The sequence below is a fragment of the Pseudomonas sp. NBRC 111140 genome, from assembly GCF_001320885.1.
Lineage (GTDB): Bacteria > Pseudomonadota > Gammaproteobacteria > Pseudomonadales > Pseudomonadaceae > Aquipseudomonas > Aquipseudomonas putida_P.
The window spans coordinates 50,028-76,845 of record NZ_BCBQ01000013.1; the positions used below are offsets into that span (position 1 = coordinate 50,028).

Annotated in this window: 23 protein-coding genes; 8 read left to right on the top strand and 15 right to left on the bottom strand. The window is 64.3% G+C overall.

Annotation, left to right across the window (positions count from 1 at the left end; genetic code table 11):
* Nucleotides 1-6: 6 nt before the first annotated feature.
* Nucleotides 7-1,086 carry a polyamine ABC transporter substrate-binding protein gene (locus tag APH42_RS06520; RefSeq protein ID WP_012271481.1) on the bottom strand — a complete coding sequence of 360 codons (1,080 nt, stop codon included), beginning with the start codon at nt 1,084-1,086 and terminating at the stop codon, nt 7-9.
* A gap of 102 nt (nt 1,087-1,188) precedes the next feature.
* Here APH42_RS06520 and APH42_RS06525 point away from each other — a divergent pair, with 102 nt between their 5' ends.
* Nucleotides 1,189-2,079 carry a LysR family transcriptional regulator gene (locus tag APH42_RS06525; protein ID WP_060492976.1) on the top strand — a complete coding sequence of 297 codons (891 nt, stop codon included), beginning with the start codon at nt 1,189-1,191 and terminating at the stop codon, nt 2,077-2,079.
* A gap of 40 nt (nt 2,080-2,119) precedes the next feature.
* On the opposite strand, the gene APH42_RS06530 is transcribed toward APH42_RS06525, so the two are convergent.
* Nucleotides 2,120-4,546, bottom strand: a complete 2,427-nt coding sequence (locus tag APH42_RS06530; protein WP_060492977.1) for a TonB-dependent receptor — start codon at nt 4,544-4,546, stop codon at nt 2,120-2,122.
* 147 nt (nt 4,547-4,693) lie between these two features.
* The gene (locus tag APH42_RS06535) at nt 4,694-5,818 is read right to left on the bottom strand and encodes a sigma-70 family RNA polymerase sigma factor (RefSeq protein WP_012271478.1); all 1,125 of its coding nucleotides are present in this window, start codon (nt 5,816-5,818) and stop codon (nt 4,694-4,696) included.
* Between the two features lie 135 nt (nt 5,819-5,953).
* Between APH42_RS06535 and APH42_RS06540 the strand changes: the two genes are divergently transcribed.
* Nucleotides 5,954-6,436, top strand: coding sequence for an LEA type 2 family protein (locus APH42_RS06540; protein WP_012271477.1), 483 nt, complete (start codon nt 5,954-5,956; stop codon nt 6,434-6,436).
* 18 nt (nt 6,437-6,454) lie between these two features.
* On the opposite strand, the gene APH42_RS06545 is transcribed toward APH42_RS06540, so the two are convergent.
* On the bottom strand, nt 6,455-6,718 hold the full coding sequence (locus APH42_RS06545) for a hypothetical protein (RefSeq protein ID WP_012271476.1): 264 nt from the start codon (nt 6,716-6,718) through the stop codon (nt 6,455-6,457).
* A gap of 128 nt (nt 6,719-6,846) precedes the next feature.
* Between APH42_RS06545 and APH42_RS06550 the strand changes: the two genes are divergently transcribed.
* Entirely contained in the window at nt 6,847-7,167 is a 321-nt protein-coding gene (locus APH42_RS06550; protein WP_012271475.1) for a YqjD family protein, read from the top strand.
* Between the two features lie 22 nt (nt 7,168-7,189).
* Here APH42_RS06550 and APH42_RS06555 read toward each other — a convergent pair whose 3' ends face one another.
* On the bottom strand, nt 7,190-7,807 hold the full coding sequence (locus tag APH42_RS06555) for a tRNA-(ms[2]io[6]A)-hydroxylase (protein WP_012271474.1): 618 nt from the start codon (nt 7,805-7,807) through the stop codon (nt 7,190-7,192).
* Nucleotides 7,808-7,959: 152 nt separating this feature from the next.
* On the opposite strand from APH42_RS06555, the gene APH42_RS06560 reads away from it, so the two are divergent.
* Entirely contained in the window at nt 7,960-8,823 is an 864-nt protein-coding gene (locus APH42_RS06560; protein ID WP_060492978.1) for a universal stress protein, read from the top strand.
* Nucleotides 8,824-8,983: 160 nt separating this feature from the next.
* Here the strand turns inward: APH42_RS06560 and APH42_RS06565 are convergent, their stop codons facing one another.
* From APH42_RS06565 to fepB, 7 genes are all read right to left on the bottom strand, one after another.
* On the bottom strand, nt 8,984-9,187 hold the full coding sequence (locus APH42_RS06565; RefSeq protein WP_012271472.1) for a formate dehydrogenase subunit delta: 204 nt from the start codon (nt 9,185-9,187) through the stop codon (nt 8,984-8,986).
* Complete coding sequence (fdhF, locus tag APH42_RS06570) at nt 9,184-12,066, bottom strand: formate dehydrogenase subunit alpha (RefSeq protein ID WP_012271471.1); 2,883 nt, start codon at nt 12,064-12,066, stop codon at nt 9,184-9,186. Before fdhF ends, APH42_RS06565 begins: the two co-directional genes overlap by 4 nt.
* The gene (locus APH42_RS06575; RefSeq protein WP_060492979.1) at nt 12,063-13,622 is read right to left on the bottom strand and encodes an NADH-quinone oxidoreductase subunit NuoF; all 1,560 of its coding nucleotides are present in this window, start codon (nt 13,620-13,622) and stop codon (nt 12,063-12,065) included. Before APH42_RS06575 ends, fdhF begins: the two co-directional genes overlap by 4 nt.
* Nucleotides 13,616-14,098, bottom strand: coding sequence for a formate dehydrogenase subunit gamma (locus tag APH42_RS06580; RefSeq protein ID WP_012271469.1), 483 nt, complete (start codon nt 14,096-14,098; stop codon nt 13,616-13,618). The genes APH42_RS06575 and APH42_RS06580 overlap by 7 nt, the downstream gene beginning before the upstream one ends.
* Nucleotides 14,099-14,350: 252 nt before the next feature.
* Nucleotides 14,351-15,394 carry an iron chelate uptake ABC transporter family permease subunit gene (locus APH42_RS06585; RefSeq protein WP_123108947.1) on the bottom strand — a complete coding sequence of 348 codons (1,044 nt, stop codon included), beginning with the start codon at nt 15,392-15,394 and terminating at the stop codon, nt 14,351-14,353.
* Entirely contained in the window at nt 15,391-16,395 is a 1,005-nt protein-coding gene (locus tag APH42_RS06590) for an iron ABC transporter permease (protein ID WP_012271467.1), read from the bottom strand. Before APH42_RS06590 ends, APH42_RS06585 begins: the two co-directional genes overlap by 4 nt.
* A gap of 2 nt (nt 16,396-16,397) precedes the next feature.
* Nucleotides 16,398-17,297: a Fe2+-enterobactin ABC transporter substrate-binding protein gene (fepB, locus tag APH42_RS06595; protein WP_012271466.1), complete on the bottom strand. Its 900-nt coding sequence runs from the start codon at nt 17,295-17,297 to the stop codon at nt 16,398-16,400.
* A gap of 110 nt (nt 17,298-17,407) precedes the next feature.
* On the opposite strand from fepB, the gene APH42_RS06600 reads away from it, so the two are divergent.
* Nucleotides 17,408-18,211 (top strand): ABC transporter ATP-binding protein, encoded by an 804-nt coding sequence (locus tag APH42_RS06600; RefSeq protein WP_060492980.1) that lies wholly within the window; start codon nt 17,408-17,410, stop codon nt 18,209-18,211.
* A 9-nt stretch (nt 18,212-18,220) separates the two neighbouring features.
* Here the strand turns inward: APH42_RS06600 and APH42_RS06605 are convergent, their stop codons facing one another.
* Entirely contained in the window at nt 18,221-19,039 is an 819-nt protein-coding gene (locus APH42_RS06605) for an IclR family transcriptional regulator (protein ID WP_060492981.1), read from the bottom strand.
* A gap of 220 nt (nt 19,040-19,259) precedes the next feature.
* On the opposite strand from APH42_RS06605, the gene APH42_RS06610 reads away from it, so the two are divergent.
* The gene (locus APH42_RS06610; RefSeq protein ID WP_060492982.1) at nt 19,260-21,344 is read left to right on the top strand and encodes a TonB-dependent receptor; all 2,085 of its coding nucleotides are present in this window, start codon (nt 19,260-19,262) and stop codon (nt 21,342-21,344) included.
* A gap of 57 nt (nt 21,345-21,401) precedes the next feature.
* Nucleotides 21,402-22,709, top strand: a complete 1,308-nt coding sequence (locus tag APH42_RS06615; protein WP_012271462.1) for an NtaA/DmoA family FMN-dependent monooxygenase — start codon at nt 21,402-21,404, stop codon at nt 22,707-22,709.
* Nucleotides 22,710-22,766: 57 nt separating this feature from the next.
* On the opposite strand, the gene APH42_RS06620 is transcribed toward APH42_RS06615, so the two are convergent.
* Both APH42_RS06620 and sfnG read right to left on the bottom strand, forming a co-directional pair.
* Nucleotides 22,767-23,348, bottom strand: a complete 582-nt coding sequence (locus APH42_RS06620) for a hypothetical protein (RefSeq protein ID WP_060492983.1) — start codon at nt 23,346-23,348, stop codon at nt 22,767-22,769.
* Between the two features lie 93 nt (nt 23,349-23,441).
* Entirely contained in the window at nt 23,442-24,536 is a 1,095-nt protein-coding gene (gene sfnG / locus APH42_RS06625) for a dimethylsulfone monooxygenase SfnG (RefSeq protein ID WP_060492984.1), read from the bottom strand.
* A 294-nt stretch (nt 24,537-24,830) separates the two neighbouring features.
* Here sfnG and APH42_RS06630 point away from each other — a divergent pair, with 294 nt between their 5' ends.
* Nucleotides 24,831-26,756: an AMP-binding protein gene (locus APH42_RS06630; RefSeq protein WP_060492985.1), complete on the top strand. Its 1,926-nt coding sequence runs from the start codon at nt 24,831-24,833 to the stop codon at nt 26,754-26,756.
* Nucleotides 26,757-26,818 lie beyond the last annotated feature (62 nt).

Sequence of the window (26,818 nt, forward strand, 5' to 3'; positions counted from 1 at the left end):
CATGTCTCATTGGCGGCTGCGGAAAGCCGTCCAAAGGCGGTTACGCTGGCGCAAATCGGCCAAGGCCATGCTGCGGTCGGCGAACAGGCGCTGGCGTACCTCGGCGGGTGGGTAGATGTCCGGGTCGTTGCGCACCGCTTCGTCCACCAGTGGTGTGGCGGCTTGGTTGGCATTGGCGAAGAACAGCGTGTTGGTCAGCGCCGCCACCGACTCGGGCTTGAGCATGAAGGCAATGAACGCTCGCGCGGCCTCGGGGTGCGGGGCGTCTTTTGGAATGACCAGGTTGTCCTGCCACACCAGCGTGCCTTCGCGGGGGATGCGGTAGATCAGCTCGAACGGCTTGCCGGCACGGCGGGCCTGGTCGGCGGCCATTGCCGCATCACCGTTATAGGTCAGCGCCAGGCACACGCTGCCATTGGCCAGGTCGCTGATCTGCCGGCCATTGGCGACATAGCTGATCGACGGCTGCAACTGGCTGAGCAGGTTCTGCGCGGCAGCCAGGTCATCCTTGTTCTGGCTGTAAGGGTCTTTGCCCAGGTAGTTCAGGGCAACCCCGATCACTTCCTGTGGCGAATCGGGCATGGCAATGCCGCAGTCCTTCAGACGGCTGGCGTACTCGGGCTTGAACAGCAGGTCGAGGCTGTCGAGCGGCACATCGCCCAGGCGCTGACGCACGGCCTCCACATTCACCCCAAGGCCCAGCGTTCCCCAGGTGTACGGCACGGCATGGCGGTTGCCAGGGTCGGCCTCGGCGAGCTTGGCCAGCAGGTCCTTGTCGAGATTGCTGTAGCCGGGCATGGCCTGGGGATCGAGCGGTTGCAGGGCATTGGCCTTGAGCGCCCTGGCCAGCACGGTAGCTGACGGCACCACCACGTCGTAACCGCTACCACCGGTCAGCAGCTTGGTTTCCAGCACTTCAGTGGTGTCGAAGGTGTCGTAGCGCACCTTGTAGCCGGTTTCTCGCTCGAAGCGCTGAAGGGTTTGCGGGGCAACGTAGTCGGCCCAGCTATAGAGGTTCACGACCTTTTCTTGCGCCTGTAACGGCAAGGCCAGGACCAGGGACAACAAGCACAACGATCGACGCATGGCGGACACCTCGGCTAATGGGTGGATGCCGCGAGCATGCCAGCCGGGTTACATTGCAGAAATGGCAAGTTTGCAAAGCTGACATTCACCAGGACCAATGTAATGCTCGGACAATTGCACGACCCCGATCTGCACCTGCTGCGGCTGTTCGTCACTGTAGTCCAGGCCGGTGGCTTCAGCGCCGCGCAAGGCGTGCTGGGCCTGAGCCAGCCCACCATCAGCCAGCGCATGGCACAGCTGGAGGCTCGCCTGGGTTACCGCCTGTGCAGCCGTGGCAAGGGTGGTTTTCGCCTGACGGACAAAGGTGAATTGTTATTGGAGGCGGCGCGTGGCCTGCTGCTGAACATCGAGCAGTTCCGCCAGCAGGCCAACGGCGTTGCTGGGCGGTTGCTGGGCAACGTGCGCATCGGTCTGGCGGAAAACCAGGACAAGGCAGTCAGCCTGAAGCTGGCGGCGGCCATTGCGGCGTTTCGCAAGCGAGAGGAATCGGTGCAATTGGAGCTGATCAGTGCACCGCCAGCGGAGCTTGAGCGGTTGTTGCTGGAGCAGCGGCTGGACTGTGCCATCAGCTACTTTTCCGGCAACCAGGCGGCCTTTGATTACCAGCCATTGTTCGAGGAGCGGCAACGGCTGTATTGCGGCAAAGGGCATGTGCTGTTCGGCGAGTCGGGGGTTGGGCTTGAGCGGCTGCTGGACATGGACCAGGTGCGCCATCCGTACCGTTTTCTCAAAGGCGGTGAGCCGTTCCAGAGCCAGCGCAGCATGGCGGTGGCAGAGCAGATCGAGAGCGTGCTGACGTTCATTCTGTCGGGGCGGCATATCGGCTACCTGCCATGCCACTGCGCGCAGGACTGGGAGGCCGAGGGGTTGTTGTGGGCGCTGGACCCGGGGCTGGATTTCGTGGTGCCGTTTACCCTGGCCCGGCACCGGGCACAGGGGGTTGGTGAAGCACAGCAGGCGTTTGCGCAGGACTTGCTGGCAGCATTTGCCTGAACCGGCCCGCGCCCACAGAGGCCAGTTCAGGCTGCAACACTCAGTAAGCCATGCTCCAGGTCAGCGTGTAGGTGCGCCCACGCCCTTGGTAGTCATACAGGTACGCTGGCCCGTAGGTCGGTGAATAGAACAGCGTCGCACGCTGCCCCCAGACCGTGCTGTACTGCTTGTCCAGCAGGTTCTGGATGCCGGCACTGAAGGTACCGAAACCGGTGTCCTGGCTGCCAAGCAAGTCGAAGGTGGTGTAGCCGTCGATCTCATGGTCGGCATCGTCCTTCAGGCTGAAAGCATGGTTGGCCTGCAACCGCGCGCTGCGGCCATCGCCCTTCCAGCCGACGAACGCGGTGGCCTTGGACAGCGAAGCATAGCGGGCATCACGCTTGATCCAGCCACCGTCTGCAGCCTCTTCTTCGGAGCGGGTCAAGTGCAAGGTGCCGCCGGTTTCCCAACCGGCCTGGAAGTGCCGGGTCAGCGCACCTTCAAAGCCAAAGTCGCGGCTCTTCTGCTCTTCCACGTTGATGGTCAGCGTTTGCGAATCGACGTTGATGATCTTGTCCGACCAGATGTAGTACAGCGCTGCCTGGGCATCCCAGTCCAGGTCGGCATAGCGCCAGCCAAGCTCCACCTGGCGGCTCTTGATGCCAGCCAGCGGGTTGTCGGCCACGCTCAGGCCCGGCTTGCCGTAGTACTTGGCTGGGTCCGGCAGGTCGAAGCCTTCGCCGTAGTTGGTCCACACCTGGTGGCCGTTCTTGAAATCGTAGATGGCACCGACGTTGAACAGGTTCACCTGGTAGTCGTTGCTGCCGCCCGGTACGCCCTTGAAGTCGCTGACATCCACGTCCATCTGCTGGCGACGAGCGCCGCCCGAGAACGTCAGGTTGTCGGTGGCGTGCCAGTCCAGCTGGGCATACACCGACACACCATCGACCCGATAGCTGGGGTAACGCGCCGCCTTGCTGTCCTTTTCCATCTCCAGGCCGCCCGACTCGGACGAAGTCAGGGCATTGAAGGTGGTCTGCTCGGCGTTGAACCGCTCGCGGTCCAGGTCGACGCCGTAGGTCAGCTTCAGCGTGTCCCATTGCTTGGCGAACAGCCCCTTGAGGCTGGTGACCTCGAAGTTCTGCTGCGAGGCAGCAAAGTACACCCCGCGCGAACCGGTGGGCGTGGCACGGTTGTAGTACGGGAACGGGTAGAAGTTGTCGTCTTCCTTGCGGTACGAGGCTTGCAGGTAGAAATCCTGGCCCAGCACGTCGTTGTGGTGGTAATTGGCGTTCAGCAACAAGCGTCGGGTACGCGGCTCCAGGTCCGACGAATAACCGCTGCGCAGCTCGGCGTCTTCCAGGTCTGACGGCGCGTTGTAGTTGAGGTTGGGGAAGTAGATACCCGTGCTGCCGTGGTTGCCCGAGTCGTAGTACTGGGCCAACAGGTCGAGGCTCTGCTGGTCGTTCAACTGCAGGCCCAAGGTACCGAGCACATCGATGGTGCGGTTGTACTGCAGGTCGGTCTGGGTGTTGTCGATGAAGATCTGGTCGCCTGCACCATCGTAAAAGGCTTCGTTCTGCTCACCGGAGATACCCAGCCGGGCATTGACCCGCTCGTTGCCGCCGCTGATCGACTGGGCGAAGCGAGTGGCCAGGTCGTCGCTGTTGTTGAAGCCGCTGCTGGCGCCCAGCTGGGTCTCGAACCGCGCCGGGCCGGGCTCGCCCTTCTTGGTCACGATGTTGATGATGCCGCCGGTGGCGCCACCGCCGTAGATGGCGCTGGCACCCGACAACACTTCGACGCGCTCGACGTTGAACGGCGAAATGCTGTCGAACTGGCGCGACAGGCCGCGCGAGCTGTTCTGGCTGACCCCGTCGATCATCACCAGCACGTTGCGCCCGCGCATGTTCTGGCCGTAGTTGGTGCGCCCTTCCGGCGCCAGGTCGAGGCCCGGCACCAGCTTGCCGATGGCTTCCTTCAGGCTGACACCGCTGTCGATCTGCTCGCGCAACTGCTGCTGCTCGACCACCCAGACGGTGCCGGGGATTTCGCTGATTGCGGTGCTGGTGCGCGAGGCCACGCTGACTTCGATCGGTTTGAGGTTGACCGCCTGCGGCGCGGCCTCGGTTTTACGCAGGGTGACCGTACGGGCATCGCTGAACTGCCAACTCATGCCGCTGCCGGCCAGCAGCTGCTGCAGGGCCTGCTCGACACTGTAGCTGCCCTGCAACGCCGGGCTGGCCTGATCTGCGACATCACCAGTGGTGAACAACAGGTGCAGGCCAGCCTGATCGGCGAAAGTGGTCAGGGCCTGGCCCAACGGTTGGGCTGGCACGTCGAGCTGAACCTGGCGAGCCTGCATCTGGGTCTGTTCGGTGGTCGTCGCGGCCCACACATGCAGCGGACCGACCAGCATGGCCAGGGCACTGCAGGACATCAGGGCGTGGTGAAGAGAACCGCGACGGCGGTGCAAGGGCTTGAGCATCAGAGGCACGTATGAGCTTCCTGACAAGTCGTAAATGAGAATGGGTTGCTGATCAGTCCCACTACGACGATCTGGCTTGCACGAACTTGCAGTGCCAAATGGAAAATATTTTTATTTCTGTACTGCGACGAGGTCGCTGCAGGCCGATCAATACACCACGGCCAACCACGGCAGGTAGGTAACCTTCAGGCCATATCGCTGCTCAAGCGTCCGCAACAGGGCCTCAGGCTCATCCAGATCAAATACCCCGCTCACCTCCATCGCTGCCAGCTTGCTGTCGGACAGCACAATGCGCCCATGGCGGTATCGCTCAAGCTCCTCCAGTACCTGCCCCAGCGGCTTGCCGTTGAAGATCAGCTTGCCGCGCTGCCAGGCCATTTGCATGCCGGCATCGGCCGCTACCGCCAGTTCGCGTTGACCTACCTTGGCCTCACCGTGCGCCAACACCACGTGGCCATCGCGGCGCACGCTGAAGGTCGCGGCAGTGCCCTGCACCCGCTCACCGGCGGTATCGACCACAAACGGCCGTGAATCAGCAGCGGTCTCGAACAATGCTTCACCGGCATCAAGCACCACACGCCGCTCATGCTCACTGAAAACGACGCTCATGGCACTGGCGCTGTTCAGCGTCACCCGCGTGCCATCAGCCAACGTAATGATCTGCCGCTCGCCGACAGCAGTGTGGTAATCCGCCAGCAGCATCGGCGCCTGCCGCCAACCCGCCACGGCGGCGACCAGCACCACCACGGACGCCGCCACACCCGCCTGCTTAAGCCAACCGCGGCAATGGCGCAGCGCCTGGCCGATGTACTTCGCCACCATGCTCTCGGAAACGCCCAGGCGTTGAGCGATCTGCTTCTGGGTCAGGCCTTCGACGCGGTTGAGCAACAGCGCCCGGCGGGCGTTGTCGGGCAGTTGCAACAGCGCCTGGTCAAGAATCCGCAGGCGCTCGCGGGCCAGCAATGCCGCCTCGGGCGCCGGTGCCGGGCAGGCCACCTCACAGGCGCCGTCACTGTCGTCGTGGCTGGCGGCGATGCGCTTCTCGCGGCGCAAGGCATCGATTGCCAGGTTGCCGGCCACGCGAAAGATGAAACTGCGCGCATGCAACACCGGCACCGCCTGCTCGTCGATGTTCACCAGTTTCAGATAGGTTTCCTGCGCCACGTCGGCGGCGCGCTGGCGGTCGCTCATGCGCCGGGTCAGGAACTGCAACAGGTCGTCGTAGTGCTCCTGGAAAGTCGCCAGCAGGCCCGACACGGGTGACGTCAGCATGGGTTTGGAAACTGCCAGTAAGATGAGTTATCGGACGTTAATGAGAAACAGTATCTTTCATCTGCGAGGATACTTTCAACGCCGACGCGCATTTGCCACACTGACCGTTCGCTCACTTTGGCAAGGTCGCCCTCAATGACTGCCCGCCTGCACCACTGTATCCGCCTGTTTCTCGTCCTGCTGATGGCGTATGGCCTAGGTGCCTGCGCCCTGTTCCAGCCACGCGACCCGGTCAACATCAGCGTGATCGGCATCGAGCCACTGCCCGGCCAGGAGCTGGAGCTGCGCATGGCGGTGAAAATGCGGGTACAGAACCCCAACGAGGCGCCGATCGATTACAACGGTGTCGCCATCAACCTGGAAGTCAACGGCCAGCCGCTAGCGGCCGGGGTTAGCGACCAGCAGGGCCATATTGGCCGATATGACGAAGCGGTAATCGTGGTGCCCGTCAGCATCACGGCGTTTTCCTTCCTGCGCCAGGCCTATGGGCTGGGCAAGGTAGAGTCGCTGCAGGGTTTGCCCTACACGCTGCGCGGCAAGCTGGCCGGCGGGCCGCTGGGCACCGTGCGCTTTACCGACGAGGGCAAGCTGGACCTGCCCAAGGGCGCTTACTGGTAAACGCCCGGTGGGGTGTGCTCAGCGGTTGGCGCTGGCCGCGGCCATCAGCTTGTTGACTTCGCTGCGCACCATGCTGGCGTACTCGGGCGGCGTCATGGCGTCCAGTTCGGCGCGTACCCACTCGGCCCACTTGCCCTTGCGCCGTGGCTTTTCGGCAATCAGCCGGGCCGCATCGCCCTTGGCCTTGCCCAGGTTGTTCTGCCACATCTCGAACAGCCGAGCCTTCTCTGCCTCGATCTGCGCCCGTTCCTCGAAGCTCATGTTGGCCAGATTGAAACTCATGAAGGTACCTGCAGGTTTGAAAATGGCCGCTATCTTACACCCAGGCAACGCAACATCGGAAAGCCGCCGCAACTTTCCCGACGTGGCGGTATCCATTGTTCACACCCCCCATCGACGAGGACGAGTTCATGGCCCGGAAAAACGCCACGCTGGCGGACAGCGATCAGATCAAGGACCAGGTATTCAGCGAACTGCAATCGCTGATCGAAGAATCGGAAAAACTGCTGAACGACAGTGCCGCCCTGGTGGGCGAAGAAGCAGAAACCCTGCGGGCGCAGGTCAGCCTCAAACTGAAACAGGCGCGCCAGGCCGCAGGCAATGTGCGGGACAAGGCGCAACCGGTGGTGGACGCCACTCAGGATTATATTGGCGGCCACCCCTGGCAGACCGTGGCCATTTCCGCCGGCCTCGGCCTGGTGATCGGCCTGTTGCTGGGCCGGCGCGACTGAACCCAGGGCCGCCTGCTGCGACTCAGGCGGCTAGTGCCTGCGGTATACCGCTGTGGAAGCGCAGTTCCTGGTCCGGTGACTGGATCAGTTCCATTTCCGCAGCGCGCACCAGTTCCACGCGGCGGGCGATGTCCGCCTCATCGCCGTAGTTGTGCGCCAGTTTCAGGTAGCCCTGGTAGTGGCGCGCTTCACTTTTCAACAAACCGTGGTAGAAGCGGCCCAGTTCTTCATCCAGGTGCGGCACCAGCGCAGCGAAGCGCTCACAGCTGCGCGCCTCGATGAACGCCCCCACCACCAGCGTATCCACCAGTTTCACTGGCTCGTGGGCACGTACCAGGCGGCGCAGCCCCGACGCATAGCGCCCCGCCGACACCGGGCGCAGCGGCACACCACGGCGCTTCATCAGGCGCAGCACCTGCTCATGGTGCACCAGCTCCTCGCGGGCCAGGCGCGACATCATGTTGATCAGATCAAGGTGCGTGTTGTATTTGGCCATCAGGCTCAGGGCCGTGCTGGCGGCCTTGAACTCGCAGTTCTTGTGGTCGATCAGCAGGGTTTCCTGGTCGGCGAGCGCCGCTTCGATCCAGGCATCTGGCGTCGGGCAACCAAGAAAAGCGTCGATTTCGGGGATCAGGGACATAAACGTGCAACCACAGGAACAGGCAGAGGCGGCGATTATACCGACGGCGGCGGGTGGCGCCAGTGACTATGCTTGACGTATATCAAGCGCCAGCGGGGGAAGCGCCGACTATAGTCAGGCATTGGTCGCCACCTTTGAGGGAGTTCACGCCCATGCAAGCCGTCCGCAGCATCCTCGTCGTCCTCGACCCTGAGCACGCCCACAGCCGGGCGCTGACCCGGGCCAAGCTGATCGCTGGCGTCACTGGCGCACGCCTGCACCTGCTGATGTGCGACAAACGGCATGATCACAGTGCACTACTGAGCCTGTTGAGCAGCCAGTTGCATGATGACGGGTACGACAACATCACCCACGAAGAGGCCTGGCGCGACAACCTGCACGACACCATCATCTATGTGCAGCAGGCCGAGGGCTGCGAGTTGGTGATCAAGGAACACCGCCCGGACAACCCGCTGAAGAAGGCCCTGCTCACCCCCAGCGACTGGAAGCTGCTGCGCCAGTGCCCGTGCGCTGTGCTGATGGTCAAGAGCGAACGGCCGTGGACTGGGGGCAAGATTCTGGCTGCAGTGGACGTGGGCAACCAGGACGAGGACCACCGCCGCCTGCATGCCAGCATCATCGACCATGGCTTCGAGATTGCCAAACTGGCCAAGGGCGAGCTGCATGTCATCAGCGCCCACCCGTCGCCAATGCTGTCGGCCTCGGACCCGGCATACCAACTGAGCGATACCATCGAAAAACGTTACCGCGAAGCGTGCAAGGCGTTCCAGGCCGAGTACGGCATCAGTGAAGCGTGCCTACACGTGGCCGAAGGGCCGGCGGATGTGCTGATTCCGCATACCGAGAAGGAGCTTGATGCGGTTGTGACGGTGATCGGTACGGTGTGCCGCACGGGGATTTCCGGGGCGTTGATTGGCAATACTTCCGAGGTGGTGCTGGATGCGCTCGAGGGCGATGTGCTGGTGCTCAAGAGCGAAGAAGCCATCGCCCACCAGGCCGAACTGGCCCGCGGCTGACGCAATTGCCACGATTGGCGCGGTCCCTGTAGGAGCGGCCTTGTGTCGCGAAAGGGCCGCAAGGCGGCCCCAGAAATTTATGCATCAAAGCTGAAATCTGGGGCCGCTTCGCGGCCCTTTCGCGACACAAGGCCGCTCCTACAGGGACCGCGCAGGCCCGCTAGGCCATCGCCTCGCGCACCTTCGGGTCCAGGCCCTCCCCTGCGTTGGCCTCGATCCACTCCGCCAGTTGCCGGCGCATGGCCGGCGTCCAGAAGCTTTGCAAATGCTGCCGCACCCCCTGCACCGCCAGCGCCCGGTTTGGCTCACTGTCGAAGTAATGGGCAATCTGGTTGGCCATCTTGACCAGGTTGTCACTGCTCATCGGCGCACCTCGGCTTTTTCCGCTGTGCGGCGCTCTATCAGCAGCCGCCGCTGTTCATCACTGAAGTCCTGGTAGCGCTTTTGCCATTGTGATGGCTGGAACACTTTCACCACTTCCACAGCCGTCACCTTGTACTCGGGGCAGTTGGTGGCCCAGTCGGAGTTGTCGGTGGTGATCACGTTCGCCCCCGATTCAGGGAAGTGGAACGTGGTGTACACCACGCCCGGCGCCACCCGTGCGCTGACCTTGGCACGCAGCACGGTCTGCCCGGCGCGGCTGCCGATTCCCACCCAGTCACCGTCCTGAATGCCACGGCTTTCGGCGTCGGTCGGGTGGATCTCCAAACGGTCGGCGTCATGCCAGGCGACGTTGCCGGTACGCCGGGTCTGAGCCCCGACGTTGTACTGGCTGAGGATGCGCCCGGTGGTCAGCAGCAGCGGATAGCGGTTGTTGACCTTTTCGTCGGTGGGCACGTAGCCGGTAAGCATGAAGCGGCCCTTGCCACGCACGAACTGGTCGATGTGCATGGTCGGTGTGCCATCGGGTGCAGCATCGTTGCATGGCCATTGCAGGCTGCCATGGCGGTCGATCTCGGCGTAGCTTACCCGGCGGAAGGTCGGCGTCAGGCGAGCGATCTCGTCCATGATCTCGGACGGGTGGCGGTAGTTCATCGGGTAGCCCAGGGCGTTGGCCAGGGCCACGGTGGCTTCCCAGTCGGCCTTGCCGGCCAGCGGCTCCATGACCTTGCGCACCCGCGAAATGCGCCGCTCGGCATTGGTGAAAGTGCCGTCCTTTTCCAGGAATGAACTGCCCGGCAGGAAAACATGGGCGAACTTGGCGGTTTCGTTGAGGAAAATATCCTGCACCACCACGCACTCCATGGCGTGCAAGGCTGCCGTGACGTGCTGGGTGTTAGGGTCGCTCTGGGCGATGTCCTCACCCTGGCAGTACAACGCTTTGAAGCTGCCGTCCAACGCAGCCTCGAACATGTTGGGAATGCGCAGACCAGGGTCGGGCTGCAGGGTCACGCCCCAGGCTCGTTCGAACTCGGCGCGCACGCCCTCGTTGGAGATATGCCGGTAGCCGGGCAGCTCGTGGGGGAACGAACCCATGTCGCACGAACCCTGCACGTTGTTCTGCCCGCGCAACGGGTTCACCCCTACCCCCTCGCGGCCGATATTGCCGGTGGCCATGGCCAGGTTGGCGATGCCCATCACCGCAGTACTACCCTGGCTGTGCTCGGTCACGCCCAAGCCGTAATAGATGGCTGCGTTGCCGCCGGTGGCATACAACCGCGCAGCGGCGCGGATCTGCTCGGCAGGCACACCACAGACCGGGCCGAGCACCTCGGGGGCGTTGTCTGCCAGGCTGACGAAGTCGCGCCAGCGGGCGAAGTCTTCGGTTTCGCAGCGGGCATCGATGAAGCGTTGAGCCAGCAGGCCCTCGGTGACTATCACGTGGGCCAGGGCGTTGAGCATGGCCACGTTGGTGCCTGGGCGCAGTTGCAGATGCAGCTCGGCACGGGCGTGCGGCGAGTCGACCAGGTCGATACGCCGTGGGTCGATCACGATCAGCCGAGCCCCCTGGCGCAAGCGACGCTTGAGTTGCGAACCAAACACCGGGTGAGCATCGGTGGGGTTGGCGCCGATCACCAGCACCACGTCGGCCTGCATCACCGAATCGAAGCTTTGCGTGCCCGCCGATTCACCCAGGGTCTGCTTCAGGCCATAGCCAGTGGGCGAATGGCACACCCGCGCGCAGGTATCGACGTTGTTGTTGCCGAATGCCGTGCGCACCAATTTCTGCACCAGGTAGGCTTCTTCGTTGGTGCAGCGGCTGGAGGTGATGCCGCCAATGGCGTCGCGCCCGTACTTGAGCTGGATGCGGCGGAACTCGCTGGCGGCATAGGTCACCGCCTCGTCCCAGCTCACTTCCTGCCACGGGTCTTCCAGGCGCTTGCGAATCATCGGCTTGGTAATGCGGTCCGGGTGGGTGGCATAACCCCAGGCGAAGCGGCCTTTGACGCAGGCGTGGCCATGGTTGGCGCCGCCGTTCTTGTCCGGGACCATGCGCACCAGCTGGTCGCCCTTCATTTCGGCGCGGAACGAACAGCCAACGCCGCAGTAGGCGCACGTGGTAATGACCGAACGCTCAGGCTGGCCAAGTTGCACCAGGCTCTTTTCCGTCAGGGTCGCAGTCGGGCAGGCCTGCACGCAGGCGCCGCACGACACGCACTCGGAAGTGAGGAAGTCATCACCACCCGCTGCCGCTACCCGCGATTCAAAACCACGCCCGGTAATGGTCAGGGCAAATGTGCCCTGGATATCCTCGCAGGCGCGCACGCAGCGGCTGCAAACGATGCACTTGCTCGGCTCGTAGTCGAAATACGGGTTGGAAACGTCCTTTTTCTCGGCCAGGTGGTTGGCGCCGTCATAGCCATAGCGCACCTCGCGCAGGCCCACCTGGCCAGCCACGGTCTGCAGCTCGCAGTTACCGTTGGCCGAGCAGGTCAGACAGTCCAGCGGGTGGTCGGAAATGTACAGCTCCATCACGTTGCGGCGCAGGCCGGCCAGGCGCGGGGTTTCGGTACGTACCACCATGCCTTCGCTGACCGGCGTGGTGCAGGACGCCGGGTAGCCGCGCATGCCTTCGATTTCCACCATGCACATGCGGCACGAGCCGAAGGCTTCAAGGCTGTCGGTGGCGCACAGTTTGGGGATGCTGGTGCCGAGCATCGCGGCGGCGCGCATCACCGAGGTGCCGGCGGGCACACTGATGGCGCGGCCGTCGATGCTCAGGCTGACCTGCACGTCGCTGTCACGGGCCGGGGTGCCGAGGTCGCTGTTTTTATCAGAAGCGGGGTCGAAGAAATTGATCACTGCGCGGCCTCCGTGGTGGTCAGCCCAAAATCGGCAGGGAAGTACTTGAGCGCACTGGCCACCGGGTAGGCGGTCATGCCACCCATGGCGCACAGCGAGCCGTACTGCATCGTGTCGCACAGGTCGCGCAGCACCAGCGCCTGGTCGTGGCGTTCAGCGAGGTCGCTGCTGGCGATCAGCCGGTCGACCACTTCCATGCCCCGCGTCGAGCCGATGCGGCATGGGGTGCACTTGCCACAGGACTCCTCGGCGCAGAACTGCAGGGCGAAACGCGCCATGCTGGCCATGTTCAGGGTGTCGTCGGCCACCACTACACCGCCGTGGCCGAGCATCGCGCCCATGGCGGCGAAGGCTTCATAGTCCAGCGGCGTGTCGAAGTGGCTGGGGGGTACCCAGGCACCAAGCGGCCCCCCGACCTGCGCGGCCTTCAGCGGCCGGCCACTGGCCGTGCCACCGCCGTAACCGTCCACCAGTTCGCGCAGGGTCAGGCCGAACGCACGCTCCACCAAGCCACCCTGGCGGATGTTACCGGCCAGCTGGAACGGCATGGTGCCCAGCGAGCGGCCCATGCCGAAATCGCGATAGAACGCCGCGCCCTTGGCCAGAATGATGGGCACCGAAGCCAGGGTAAGCACGTTGTGCACCAGCGTCGGCAAGCCGAACAGGCCTTGCAGCGCGGGCAGTGGGGGCTTGGCGCGGACGATGCCGCGCTTGCCTTCGATGGATTCGAGCAACGCGGTTTCTTCGCCGCAGATATAGGCGCCGGCGCCCACCCGCACTTCCAGGTCGAACGCCAGGCCGCTGCCGGCTACGTCAGTGCCGAGGTACCCCGCATCACGGGCAATGGTGAAGGCCTGGTCAAGCGAGCGGATAGCGTCGGGATATTCCGAGCGTACATAGATGTATCCCTTGTCGGCCCCGACGGCGAGGCCGGCAATGATCATGCCCTCGATCAGCAGGAAGGGGTCGCCCTCCATCAGCATGCGGTCGGCAAAGGTGCCGGAGTCACCCTCGTCGGCGTTGCACACCACGTATTTTTGCCCGGCATCGGCGTCACGCACGGTGCGCCACTTGATGCCAGCCGGGAACGCCGCGCCACCACGGCCACGCAGACCGGAATCGAGTACTGCAGCGACCACGTCGGCACCGTCCAGGGCCACGGCTGCCTCCAGCCCTGCGAAACCGCCGTGGGCGCGGTAGTCATCCAGCGACAACGGGCGGGTGATGCCGGCGCGGGCGAACAACAGGCGCTGCTGGGTCTTGAGGTAAGGTATTTCTTCGACCGCGCCCAGTGCCAGTGAGTGGCCACCAGGATCACCGGCCAGGGCATCGAGCAGGGACGGCACGTCCTGCGGGGTAACCGGGCCGAAGCCCTGGCGCCCTTGCGCACTGTCGCACTCGATCAGCGGCTCCAGCCAGTACAACCCGCGTGAGCTGGTGCGTTGGATGTCCAGAGGCAACTGGCGGCGCTCGGCCTCGCGCTGCAAGGCCTCGACGACCTGATCGGCACCCACGGCGCGGGCGACCGAATCGCAGGGAATGTACAGGGTCAGCATGCAGCGTCCTCCCGGCAACCATTGACCAGGGCGCGCAGGCGCTCGGGGGTGAGGCGCGCGTGCACTTGGCCGTCCAGCTCCAGCGCCGGCGAGCAGGCACAGGCGCCCAGGCAATACACCGGCCGAAGGCTGATGGCGCCGTCGGCGCTGGTGCCATGATCGTCCAGTGCCAGCTGTTCACGCAGCTGCGCGGCCAGGGCCTCGGCGCCACGGCTCTGACACGACTCGGCGCGGCACAGGCGCAGAGTATGACGGGCAGGCGGCGCGGTGCGGAAATCGTGGTAGAAGCTGATCACCCCGCGCACCTCGGCCAGGCTAAGGTTCAGGGCATGAGCGATTTCGGGGACAGCCGCATCGGGGATGTAACCGATGTCGTGCTGGATGGCATGCAGGATCGGCAACAGGGCCCCAGGGGTGGCCTTGTCGCGGGCCAGAATGCGCTGGATATCGGGCAGGTGGAGCAATTCATCAGGCATACAGCGGACCTCGGCATCACGGACCCTGCCTGAATGATTGTGAGGGCAGGTGTCCGGCGTGTTCTGCTGCGGCGCGCCGGCCACGTCACGGTTGCGTGGTACTGGCGGCCTCCTTGCCCACGGCCGCACATCTGCGCGCGCTGGTCCCTGGGCATCCTGCAAGCATGGCACTTGTGGCGTCGAGGGGTTGCGTGCGAGCGACCAGGCGCATCCTGAAACCGACCTGTGGTCAGGAGGCCGGCCAGCCAGGCTTCACCCTGCTCCAGACCCTTGACGCTGAGCCGTAATCAGCCACAGCAGGTAGCAACCACCCAATACTCCGGTCACCAACCCCACCGGCAACTGCGCCGTGGCCGCCAGGCGTTGGCTCAGCCAATCGGCCACCAGCAGCAGCGCCGCGCCCATCAAGGCGGCACACAGCAATGGCACCCCCGCAGTACGCGTAAGCCGCCGCGCCAATTGCGGGCCAGCCAGGGCGATGAAAGCAATCGGCCCGGCTGCGGCAGTGGCAATGGCAGTAAGCCCTACCGCTGCAAGCACCAGGCGCAACCGCGAACGCTCCACCGCCACGCCCAACTGGCCAGCCATGCCATCGCCCATTTCCATCAGTGCCAGTTCACGCTTGTACAGCAGGGCCACCGGTACCATCAGTGCCAACCCCAGCGTGGCAGGCAACACATGGGCCCAGGTACGAGTGTTGAGCGAACCGGCCAGCCACAGCTGGGCGAACAGTGCCTGGTCGAGGTCGCCGGTGACCAGCAGCAGCTGGTTGAGGCCCGACAGCGTGGCGCCCATGCCTATACCCACCAGCACCAGCCGGTAACCCTGGCCGCCCTGCCCGCGACGCGCCAACAGCAACACCAGCAACGCGGTAAGCATGCCGCCTGCAACAGCGGCCAACGCCGTGGCCAACGGGCCGGCATCGAACAGGATGATTTGCACGATGGCACCACTCGCAGCGCCTGTGGTAAAGCCAATGACATCGGGCGAACCCAGAGCATTGCGCGCGATCGACTGGAAGATTGCCCCAGCCATGCCCAGCGCCGCGCCCACCAGCATTGCCGTGAGTACCCGCGGCAAACGCACGCGGATGACAATGCGGCTGGCCATCTCGTTGTCACCCTGCCCAAACAGGCTGGTCAACACCTGGCCTGCATGGATCGGCAGGCTACCCGTACCCAGCAGCAACACCGCCAGGCCCATCACCAACAGCGACAGTGCACTGCCGACCAGCACGGCCCGCAAACTGAAACGCAGGCTCAGGGGCCCGCATCGAAGCACACGCAACCCATTCACAGCTGACATAGGCGAAACCTGCCAATCAATACGATAAAGGCCGGCCCACCAAGCAACAGCGCCAGGGTCCCGGCGGCCAGCTCCGCGGGTGCCGCCAGCACGCGGCCCAGCAGGTCGGCGCCCAGCAGCAACAGCGCAGCGATCAGCGCGGCATAGGGCAGCATGCGCCGGTAGTCCGGCCCCACCAGCGATCGTGCCAGGTGCGGAGCCACCAACCCGACGAAACCGATCGGCCCGGCAATGGCGGTAGCACTGCCGGCCAGCAACATCAGCGCCACGCAGGCCAGCGCCCAGGTCAGGCGCACATTCACGCCCAACGCCCGGCCCAGATCTCGGCCCAGCGCCAAGGCATTGAGTTGTGGCATCAAGGCGGCGGCCAGGGCCAGGCCCAAGGCGATCGCCAAGGTCGGCAATGGCAGCGCAGCCGTACTGCTGCCGGCCAACGAGCCGGCCGCCCAATTGCGGAAATGGTCATAGACCTGAGGTGGGGTGTTGAGCACGAGGATGGCCGTGAGCGAGGCCAGCAGCATGCTCAGCCCTGCCCCGGCCAGTACCAGGCGCACCGGGCTGCTGTCGGCAGCGCCGGCCTGGCCAAGCAGAAACACGACAACTCCGGCGATGCCAGCGCCGAAAAAGGCCAGCGGGATGTACTGGCTGACCTGGGTCAGACCAAACAATGCTACGCCTAGGATGACCGCGAGCGCGGCGCCGGCATTCACGCCCAGCAGCCCCGGTTCGGCCAGCGGGTTGCGTGTCAGTGCCTGCATCAAAGTACCCGCTGCCCCCAGCGCGAGGCCAGCCAGCAGCGCCACCAACGTGCGTGGCACGCGTAACTCACGCACGATGAGGTGCTCATCGTTCAGCAGGTCGGGCTGGTAGAGGGCGTCGAATACCACGCCGACGGTAATCGGATGCGAGCCAATCAGCAGGCTCGCCAGCGCCGCCATGAACAGCAGCAATAGCCCTGCCAGCAGCGCAGGGCGCAAAGTCGGGCCAGCCATGGTCAGTGGAAGTAGCCGGCGACGGTGTCGAGCATCTGCCGCCCGGAATAGTAGTCGATGCGGAACGAACTGGGCCCCAACGGGTACACGCGCTTGTGCTGCACCGCGCGCAGGTTGGCCAGCACTGGGTCGTGGAGGAAGGCTTGGGCATCTTTGTCGTCGGCGCTGAGCAGGAACACATCCGCATCACCGATGGCGGCGACCAGGTTTTCGCGGGAAATGAACTGGAATTCGGTGGCGCGAATCACCTGCCCCGCCATCGCCTCGGGCAGTTCACGCACTTGAAAGCCGAGTGCGGTCAGCAGCCTTGCCTGCGGGCTGAATGTGCGGCCGATGGAATAACTGCCACCGATGTTGTAGCCGATCAGGACGACCGGCCTTGGCGAGGGGGTCAGGCGGGCTGCCGTTTCGCGGGTGTAGTCGTCGAACCGCTGGATCACCGCCTTGGCCTGCTGTTGCAGTTCGGTCTTTTCTCCAAGCTCGGTAGCCAGGTCCTGCCAGGACTGGTTGGAGTAGTTGACCACCAGCGTCGGCACGCCCTGGGCTTTCAGCTCGGCCAGGTGCGGCGCGGCGCTGTCGGCACCGGTGGCAGACACCACCAGCAAGTCGGGGGCGCTGGCCACCACGGCCTCGATGTCGAACTGCAGGTTACGGTACAGCACCTGCACATCACGCTGGTCGGCCACAGCTGCCCATTGCGAGAAGAAGCCCTTGTCATCGGTCAGGCGGCTAGGCGTGGCGGCGGCGCTGGCCACCAAGGGGGCCTGCATGGCCAGCAGGATGCCGGTCACGCTCGGTGTGGTAGAGACGATTCGCGCGGGCGCGGCTATTGCACTCGGGATCACCCCAGCCAGCGCCAGGGCGACGGCGGCCAGTGCTGCACAAACTCGAAAACGCTTCATTGCTCGGCTTCGCTCAGAGGGAATCAGCTGCGCATGATAATACTTCTCATACAGATAATTCCATCATGTAGAATACGTTCCGCAAAATACCGGATTGCCAAGGACCCGCCATGAGCCCTCGCCTGCAAGCCCGCGCGCTGACCCTGCGCCGCGACCAAAGAACCCTGTCGCACGATCTGTCGCTGGACATCCAGGACGGTGCCTTCACTGTGATAATCGGCCCCAACGCCTGCGGTAAATCGACCCTGCTGGCAGCACTGTCGCGGCTGTTGGTGCCCAGCTGCGGCCAGGTGCTGCTCGATGGCCAGGACATTCAGCAGCGCCCGGCCAAGGACGTGGCCCGGCGCCTGGCCCTGCTGCCGCAAAGTGCCAGCGCACCGGACGGCATTCGCGTAGCCGAACTGGTCGCGCGCGGCCGCTATCCGCACCAGCGTCTGTGGCAACAGTGGTCACCCGAGGATGAACAGGCGGTACAGCGCGCGATGCATGCGACCGGCATCGAGGCGCTGGCCGAGCGCCCGGTGCAGGCATTGTCTGGCGGCCAGCGCCAGCGCGTGTGGATTGCCATGGTGCTGGCGCAGGACACCCCACTGTTGCTGCTGGATGAGCCCACCACTTACCTGGATATCGCCCACCAGTATGAATTGCTGGAGTTGCTGCGCGACCTGAACCGACAGGGGCGCACCGTCGTGGCGGTGCTACACGACCTGAACCAGGCCTGCCGTTATGCCAGCCACTTGGTGGCCATGCGTGAAGGCGCCATCGTCGCTCAGGGGGCGCCGGCGCAGATCTTCACCGAGGCGCTGGTGCAGCAGGTCTTTGGGTTATCCGGGCTGGTGATTGACGACCCGGTGAGCGGGACGCCTATGCTGGTGCCACGTGGGCGACGCGAGCCTCAACCCGGCGAACAGTAAGACCTGCGCTCATGCCGGCAGCACCGGCGCCGGCGCACCCAGCATGCGCCCACCGGTCGCCTGGTTGACCAACCCTGCCTCATGGAACAACGCCTGGCGATCCTCCGGTGTACGCAACTGCCCCAGGTCGGTCACCGTAGTCATCACACAAACAATCTCCTGCTGCGCATCGAACACCGGCGCCGCTTGCCCGGTCACGCTGGACAGCAAGTGGCTGGTCAATTCGGCCCAGCAATGCTGGCGGATCTGCTCCAGCACTTTGGCACTGGGCGGGGTGCCACGAAAATGCGCCGGCTGTAGCTTGCGCGCCGCCTCGATGGTAGCTTTGGGCAGGAACGCCTGGAAAATCAGCCCGCAGGCCGTGTTGTCGATCGGCAGGATATCGCCCAGAGCCAGGGGGTTGATCGAGAAGTAAGCGCTGCGGTACCAACGCACCAGTGTCGGGCCCCGGTCGGTCCAGATCGCCACCCCGCCGCTGGCGGCATGCCGCTGGGCCAGCCCCTTCATGTGCTGGGCGGCAATTTCCACGGCATCCACACGCTTGAGGGCGCCGATACCGATGCTGAGCGCGGCCGGGCCCAGGTCATACAGCGCACTGGCCGGGTCCTGCTTGGCCAGCCCCTCCTTGACCAGGCTCTGCAGGTAGCGGTGCGCCGTGGAACCGCCGGTGCCTGTGCGCCGGGCCACCTCACCCAGGCTCAGTTCATTCTCCGCATTGGCCAGTACATTCAGGAACCGCGCAGCGATAGACACCGACTGAATGGTGCCGGAACGCTTCTCGCCCGGGCGCTCCGGCTCCGTGTCGGCGGGGGACTGCAAAGTGTTCAACGGGGCTATCTCCTCATTTCTGGTTTTTCCGCCAGGCATCACTAGGGTGGCCGGCAAGCGCGGCTGCCCATCATACCGCCAGCGGCCCCGGCCTGGCGCGCACGCCGGCTAGGCCAAGCATCAGCATACCACTCTGAGGAATAGATTCTTTATTGCGGAACGCAATGGCACCGTGATACCTTGCAGCGCAAACGAGGATCGTTCTCATTTGGAGGTTGTCTTGAAGTACCCTGCGCAACGCTCGTTCAGCCATGGATTCGGTGTGCTGACCCTGTCTACCCTGCTCGCAGCCCCCCACGCCCTGGCCGACCAGCCCACCACTGCCGGCAGCTCGCAGCTGGTGCTCACCCCCGTGCTGGTCAGCGGCGAAAAGGTCGAACGTGACCTGCGCAACACCGCTTCGTCGGTGTCGGTGAAAAGCGCCAGCGAAATCGACAGCCTCAAGACCGGCAATGCCTCGGTACACGAAGTGCTCAACGACGTCCCCAATGTGATCTACACCGACACGGTGGGCGCGCCGATCATTCGCGGCCAGGACACCCAGGGGCCGAACAACGGCGCCAACGTGTTCTGGGGCGGTACTGTGCCGCGCGCCACCATCAACCTTGACGGGCACTACCTGAACTACAACGAGATGTACTTTGGCGCGCCATCGGTGTGGGACGTGGACAGCATCGAGGTGTACCGCGGCCCGCAGACCACCAGCCAGGGTGCCAACGCCATTGCCGGCGCCATCGTGGTCAAGACCAAGGACCCGACCTTCACCCCGGAGGCGGCCTACCAGGCCGAGATCGGCAGCTACCACTCACGGCGCTCTTCGCTGGCAGTCTCCGGCCCACTCAGCGACAACCTGGCCGGGCGCCTGGCACTGGACTATGCAGCGCGCGACACCTTCATCGACTACACCAACCCCTCGTTTGCCAGCCACAACACCGACCAGGATTTCCGCGCCCTGAACCTGCGTGGCAAGCTGCTGTGGCTGCCTGATGCGGTGCCCGGCCTGGGTCTGAAGTACACCTTCGCCCACGGCGACTCCAATCGCCCCACCCAGGAAGCAGCCTCGCGGCCGTTCCACAAGCTGGACCACACCGGCGCCACCATGCCCAGCTGGCACCAACAGAGCAACACGCACATCGTCGACGTGGATTACGAACTGGACAACGGCATGAAGCTGTTCAACCAGACCCAGTATTCGCTGTCCAACGTGCATCGGGTGATTGGCGTGGCGAACGGCGGAGATGCCGACATTCGCCAGAAAAACTTCTCCAACGAAAGCCGCATCACCTTCGGCGAGCAACTGGACACCCTCAGCGGTATGGCTGGCCTGTACCTGGCGCGCACCGACTCGGACGAAATCCTGTATTACGGCGGCATCTCGGACTTCGACGACACCAAGCGCAACCTGGGCGTATTCGGTGAGGTCAGCTACCGCCTCAATGACCGCTGGACGCTCACCACTGCCCTGCGCCTGCAGCAGGACCAGATCCAGCGCAGCGGCACTTCGCCGTTCGCCGCCAATGGGCTGGACTACGACAAGACCTTCACCGCGCTCCTGCCCAAGGTGTCTTTGGCCTACGCCCTGACCCCGCAGTGGACCGTCGGCGGCATGGTCAGCCGCGGCTACAACCCGGGTGGTGTGTCGCTCAACCTAAGCAGCAAGCGCTTCGAGGCGTTCGACGATGAGCGCATGTGGAACTACGAGCTGTTCGCCCGCGCCAGCCTGCTGGACGACCGCCTGCACCTGAACGCCAACCTGTTCTACATGGACATGCAAGATGCCCAGTACAACATCCCGGTGGTGCTGGCCTCGGGCCTGACCCAGTCCTACACCATCAACGCCGAGAAGGCCCATGCCTATGGCTTCGAGCTGTCGGCGGACTACCGCGTGCTGGATAACCTGACCCTCAAGGCCAGCGCGGGTGCCCTGCAAACCCGCATCGACGAAATCGACGCCAACAACCGCTATGCCGGCAACGAATTTGCCCGTTCGCCCGGTTACACCGTCAGCTTCGGCCCGAGCTGGGACATCACTGACCGCGTCAACCTCAATGCCCAGGTGCGGCACATCGACGGTTACTACTCGGACGTTGCCAACACCAAAAGCTATGCCATCGACGGCTACACCGTGGCCGACGCGCGCATGAGCTACCGCTTCAGCGACCAGGTGCAGGTGTACACCTACGTGAAAAACGTGTTCGACGAACGCACCCCTACCTATATGCAAACCAACCGGGGGATAGGCGGTATCGAAGCGAGCATGACCGAGCCGCGTACCGTGGGAGTGGGTGTCAAAGGCGCCTTCTGATGTCAACCGGGCCGCTTCGCGGCCCCAACCCGCAACAGCCAGCAACCGGAGACCCTGATGAAATTGAAAAAAGGCCTGCACATCGGCATGTCGCTCGCCCCCACCTGGCTCAGCGGCGAGGGCTGGCGGCGCGTCGACAGCCGCGTCGAAACCCTGTTCGGCAGCGATTTCGCCATGGACATCGCGCGCCGCTCGGAAGCCGCGCACCTGGACTTCGTGTTCCGCCCTGATGTCAGTTGCGTAGTCGCCGATGCCCTGGCAAGTGGCTCGGGCTTTACCAGCCTCGACCCCACCGTGCTACTGGCCGCGCTTACCCGCGAGACCCACCATATTGGCCTGGTGTCCACGGTCTCGACCACTTTCTTCCCGCCCTACCTGGTCGCGCGTCAGCTACAGTCGCTGAACTGGCTGAGCCAGGGCCGGGTTGGCTGGAACATCGTCACAGCCTTGCAGGGCCACGAAAACTTCGGCCTGGCGGCCATGCCCTGCGCAGAACAACGCTACGCCCGCGCCGCCGAGTTCACCGAAGTGGTCCAGCGGCTATGGCGCAGCTTCCCGCAGCAGGCCCTGCGCATCGACCGCGAGAACGGAATGTATGCCGACCCGGCGCAGGTCCTGCCGATCAACCACCAAGGTGACTTCCTGCAGGTGCAGGGCCCACTGAACTTGCCCGAACAGGGGGCGCGCATTCCACTGATCCAGGCGGGTGCATCCGACAGCGGCCGCGACTTTGCCGCCCGTGTCGCGGACATCGTGTTTGCCCCTACCCCCGACCAGGCCGCCGCCGCCGACCTGCGCCGCGATCTGTCGCGCCGTGCGCAAAAGCATGGTCGCCAGGCCGATGACATTCGCCTGCTGCCAGGCCTGAGTCTGTACCTGGCGCCCACCCGTCAGCAGGCCCGCGAGCTGTTCATGGACACCCACGCCCAGGTGGACAAGCCGCGCAAGTTTGCTGCTATCGAGAAGATGATCGGCATCGACCTGACCAACTGGCCGAGCGACCGGCGCATTCAAGCGACCGACCTGCCGCCGCTACAGTTGCTGCCCGGTGCCAGCCGCACCCATGTAAGCCTGCTGCGCCGGCTGATCGAGCGCGAGTCGCTATTGCCAGAAGAACTGCTGATGCGCCCGGAAGTGCTGTCGGCGGCGCACTGGCAGGTGATCGGCACGGTCGATGATGCCGTGGCCGAGATTGCCGACTGGGCTGAGGCAGGGGTAATGGATGGCTTTATCGCCGCGCCAGGAGGCTCGTTTGGCTCGGTGTACAGTTTTCTGGATGAGGTGGTGCCGCGACTGGTGGAGCGTGGGTTGTTCCGTGAGCGCTATCAGGGGGCTACGTTCGCCGAGCACCTGCAGCGGTATTGACGGTCAACGAGGGCTGCTACGCAGCCCATCGCGACACAAAGCAATGCCCACAAAAGTTCAAGGCGTGCCCTTCCCCTCCGCCGCCTTGGCCGTTTCAATCAGCTTGTCGAACTTGCGATTGAGCTGGGCAAAGGTCTCATCGCTCTTGGCCCGCGCCTTGATGTTGTTCGCCGAGCTGGCCTTGTCGGCGATGGTCACCACTGTCCAGCCCCAGTCTTTGGACACCCAGTAAACCAACTCACCGTCTGCGGAAAACGCTTCTAGCCGGCCACCGGAACGCGGCACCCGCTTGGCGTCCTTGGTCATCGGCAGCAACTGCTGGACCCGCGCCTCGTCGGTGGTGTCCAACTGCACCTGCACCTGGCGAAGCTGGTCGGCCTCGTTGAAGGACGCCTTCACTTTCGAGACGGGTATACCGCCGAGGTTGTAATTTCCCTTCGGGCCGGCCCCCTGAAAAAACTCGGTAGGCACCTGATAGTGATAGCCGGTGAATTGCTCTACCTCACCGAACTGCTGCTGCAGAATGGCGAGGACCTGGGGCTTGGGCATGCCCAGGGTGAACTGGCCGACTTCAAGCGCCGACCAGGCTTGCAGGGGGAAAATCGCGCAGGCGAACAGCAGCGGTAAGGTCCGTTTCATGGGGTTGTCTTCCTTGAAGTGAGCCGGCAAACCTAACCCCTGCACGACAATCCGACAATACTGGCAGGGTGCCAAGGCCGCCCTGCCCCGGCTTCAGGCCACCGCTTTTTCCGCGCCGTGCGTGGCTTCCAGCTCGCGCACCAATGGCAGCACGTGCTCACCGAAATACGCCACTTCTTCCTGAAAATGCAGGAACCCGGAAAGGATCAGGTCGACGCCCACCGCCTTCAGAGCAACGATTCGCTCGGCAATCTGCCGAGGCGTGCCGATCAGGTTGGTCTTGAAACCATCGTTGTACTGCACCAGGTCCTCGAAGCTGGACTTGGCCCAGTTACCCTCGCCCTCCGGGCTGGCCGACCCCGCATGCTTCACTTCCTGACCGAACGCCCGCACCGCTTCGGGGTTGGCCTTGTCGATGATTTCCTGCAGCACTGCGCGCGCCTGTTCCTCGGTGTCGCGGGCGATGATGAAGGCATTGACCCCGATCTTTACCGAGTGGCCGTTGGCCGCCGCCTTGGCGCGGATATCGTCGACCTGGGCCTTGATCCCCTCGACGCTGTTGCCGTTGGTGAAGTACCAGTCCGACACGCGCGCCGCCATGTCCCGCGCAGCACGCGAGCTACCACCCTGGAAAATCTCCGGGTGTGGCTGCTGCAGCGGCTTGGGTTTGAGGTTGTAGTTGCGAAAGCGATAGAAGTCGCCGTTGAAGGTGAAGTTGTCCTGGGTCCAGATGCCCTTCAGCGCGCGGATGAACTCTTCGGAACGGCGATAGCGCTCGTCGTGGTCCAGCCAAGGCTCACCGATGGCATGGAACTCGCCCTTGAACCAGCCCGAGACCACGTTGATGGCGATACGGCCATGGGTGAAGTGGTCGATGCTGGCCAGCTGCTTGGCCGCCAGAGCCGGGTTCCAGGGGCCCGGAAGGATGGCGGCGATAACCTTGAGTTTTTCTGTGGCAGCCAGCAGCGCGTGGCTGATGGTGACCGACTCATGCTGGTTGTCGGCGCCGTAACCGGCTGTGAAACGGATTTGCGACAGGGCGTAGTCGAAGCCGGCCTTTTCAGCAATTTGCGCAAGCTTGCGGTTGTAGTCGATGTCCCAGCTGGTGCGCTGCTCGATGGTGCTGACCACCAGGCCACCGCTGACCTTGGGGACCCAGTAGGCGAACTTGATTGGGGCGTGGCTCATGGGGAGGCTCCTTGAGAGTCCTTGGGGTTCGAGGAGACAGGAGCAGCAACCGTGCCAATCGACAAACCCAAAAATATCAACAAGTTGCACGAAGTTCGCCTGCTGTCCGAGTGCATGGCAGACAGCAGACTGTAAAACCACTGTTGCCCCTGCAACAGCACGCCAGAAGGCGCCAGCCAAGCGCTCGGCGGTCAAGTAATTGTGCCCGATGGTCAAGCGACTCTCCGCGCTGACTGGGAGGATTACAGCAGGCCGCAAGGCCGGCAAAACAATAACAGCAACCAGGAGAACCCCATGACTAGCTACCTGCAGGCCTATGCCCACGCTGCCGACGACCCCGAAGGTTTCTGGCGCGAACAGGCCGCCGCACTGGACTGGCATCGCTTTCCGCAACAGATCTTCACTGCCCAGGCTGATGGCAGCGGCCGCTGGTTCGCCGATGGCCAACTGAACACCTGCCACTTGGCCGTGGACCGCCACGTCGCGGATGGCGCAGGCGAGCGCTGCGCCATCCTTTACGACTCACCCGCCACAGGCGTGCAGGAGCGCATCAGCTACCAGCAGCTGCAAGCGCGCGTGGCCCGGTGCGCCGGTATGCTGCGCGCCCTTGGGGTGGGGCGTGGTGACCGAGTGATCATCTACATGCCGATGATCCCCCAGGCGCTCGTCGGCATGCTGGCCTGTGCGCGGTTGGGTGCCGTGCATTCGGTGGTGTTTGGCGGTTTCTCCGCCGCCGAGCTGGCGGTGCGAATCCGCGATGCCCAGCCCAAGGTGCTGCTCAGCGCCAGCTGCGGCATCGAGTACGACCGGGTGGTGCCCTACAAGCCGCTGCTCGACCAGGCCCTGCAACTGGCCAACGGGCATAGCCCGCACCTGGTGATCGAGCAACGCGAACAGGCCCTGGCCCCGTTGCACGGCCCCCGCGAGCACGACTGGCAACAACTGCAGGCCCAAGCCGAAGCCGTACCTGCGGTGCCAGTGAATGCCACTGACCCGCTGTACATCCTCTATACCTCGGGCACCACGGGTAAACCCAAAGGAGTAGTGCGTGACCACGGCGGGCATGCCGTGGCGCTCAACTTCAGCATGCAGGCCCTGTACGACGCACACCCCGGCGAGGTGTTCTGGGCCGCCTCGGACATCGGCTGGGTCGTGGGCCATTCGTACATCGTCTATGCCCCGCTGATCCGTGGCTGCACCACCTTGCTGTACGAGGGCAAGCCGGTGCGCACGCCCGACGCCGGGGCGTTCTGGCGGGTGATCGCCGAACACCAGGTGAATGTGTTCTTCACTGCCCCCACTGCCTTCCGCGCCATCAAGCGCGAAGACCCGCAGGTACAGCTGGCCGCCGGTCGCGACTTGTCCTGCCTGAAGGCCGTGTACGTGGCCGGCGAGCGCCTGGACCCGCCAACCAGCCAATGGCTGCAGGGTTTTCTGCCCTGCCCGGTTGTCGACCACTGGTGGCAGACCGAGACCGGCTGGGCGATTGCCGGCAACCCGCGCGGGCTGGATGACTTGCCGATGAAGACCGGCTCGGCCAGCGTACCGATGCCGGGCTACCGGCTGGACATTCTGGACGACGAAGGCCAGCCTGTCCCCTGCAACCAGCCGGGCAACATCGCCCTGCGCCTGCCATTGCCGCCCGGCACCCTGACCACCCTGTGGGGCGACCCGCAGCGCTTTGCCGACAGCTACCTGAGCAGCTTCCCCGGCTACTATTGCAGCGGCGACGGCGGCTACCTGGACGAAGACGGCTACCTGTTCGTCATGGGCCGGGTGGACGACGTGATCAACGTGGCCGGGCACCGGCTGTCCAGCGGTAGCCTGGAAGAAGCCCTGGGCGAGCACCCGGCCGTTGCCGAGTGCGCGGTGGTGGCACTGGCCGAGGAGCTCAAGGGCGAGGTGCCGGTGGGGTTCGTGGTGCTCAAGCACGGCCAGCAGCCCGACCCGGCGCTGCTGGAACGCGAACTGGTCGCCAGGGTGCGCGATGCGGTCGGCGCTGTCGCTTCGCTACGGCGGGTGTTCATCCTCAAGCGCCTGCCCAAGACCCGCTCTGGCAAGATTCTGCGCAAGACCCTGCGCAGCCTGGCCGCCAACCCCGAAGTGGCCATGCCTGCGACCATCGAAGACCCGGCCGTGCTGGATGAAGTGCGCGCGGTGTTCGAACAGGCAGGTTGCTATGACGCCGCCCAGGGACGCAAGGCTGCCACCGGGCACTGACCAGGCTGAAAAAACAAACCCCGCCAAGGCAAACCTTGGCGGGGGGCGCGTACAACCGGGGT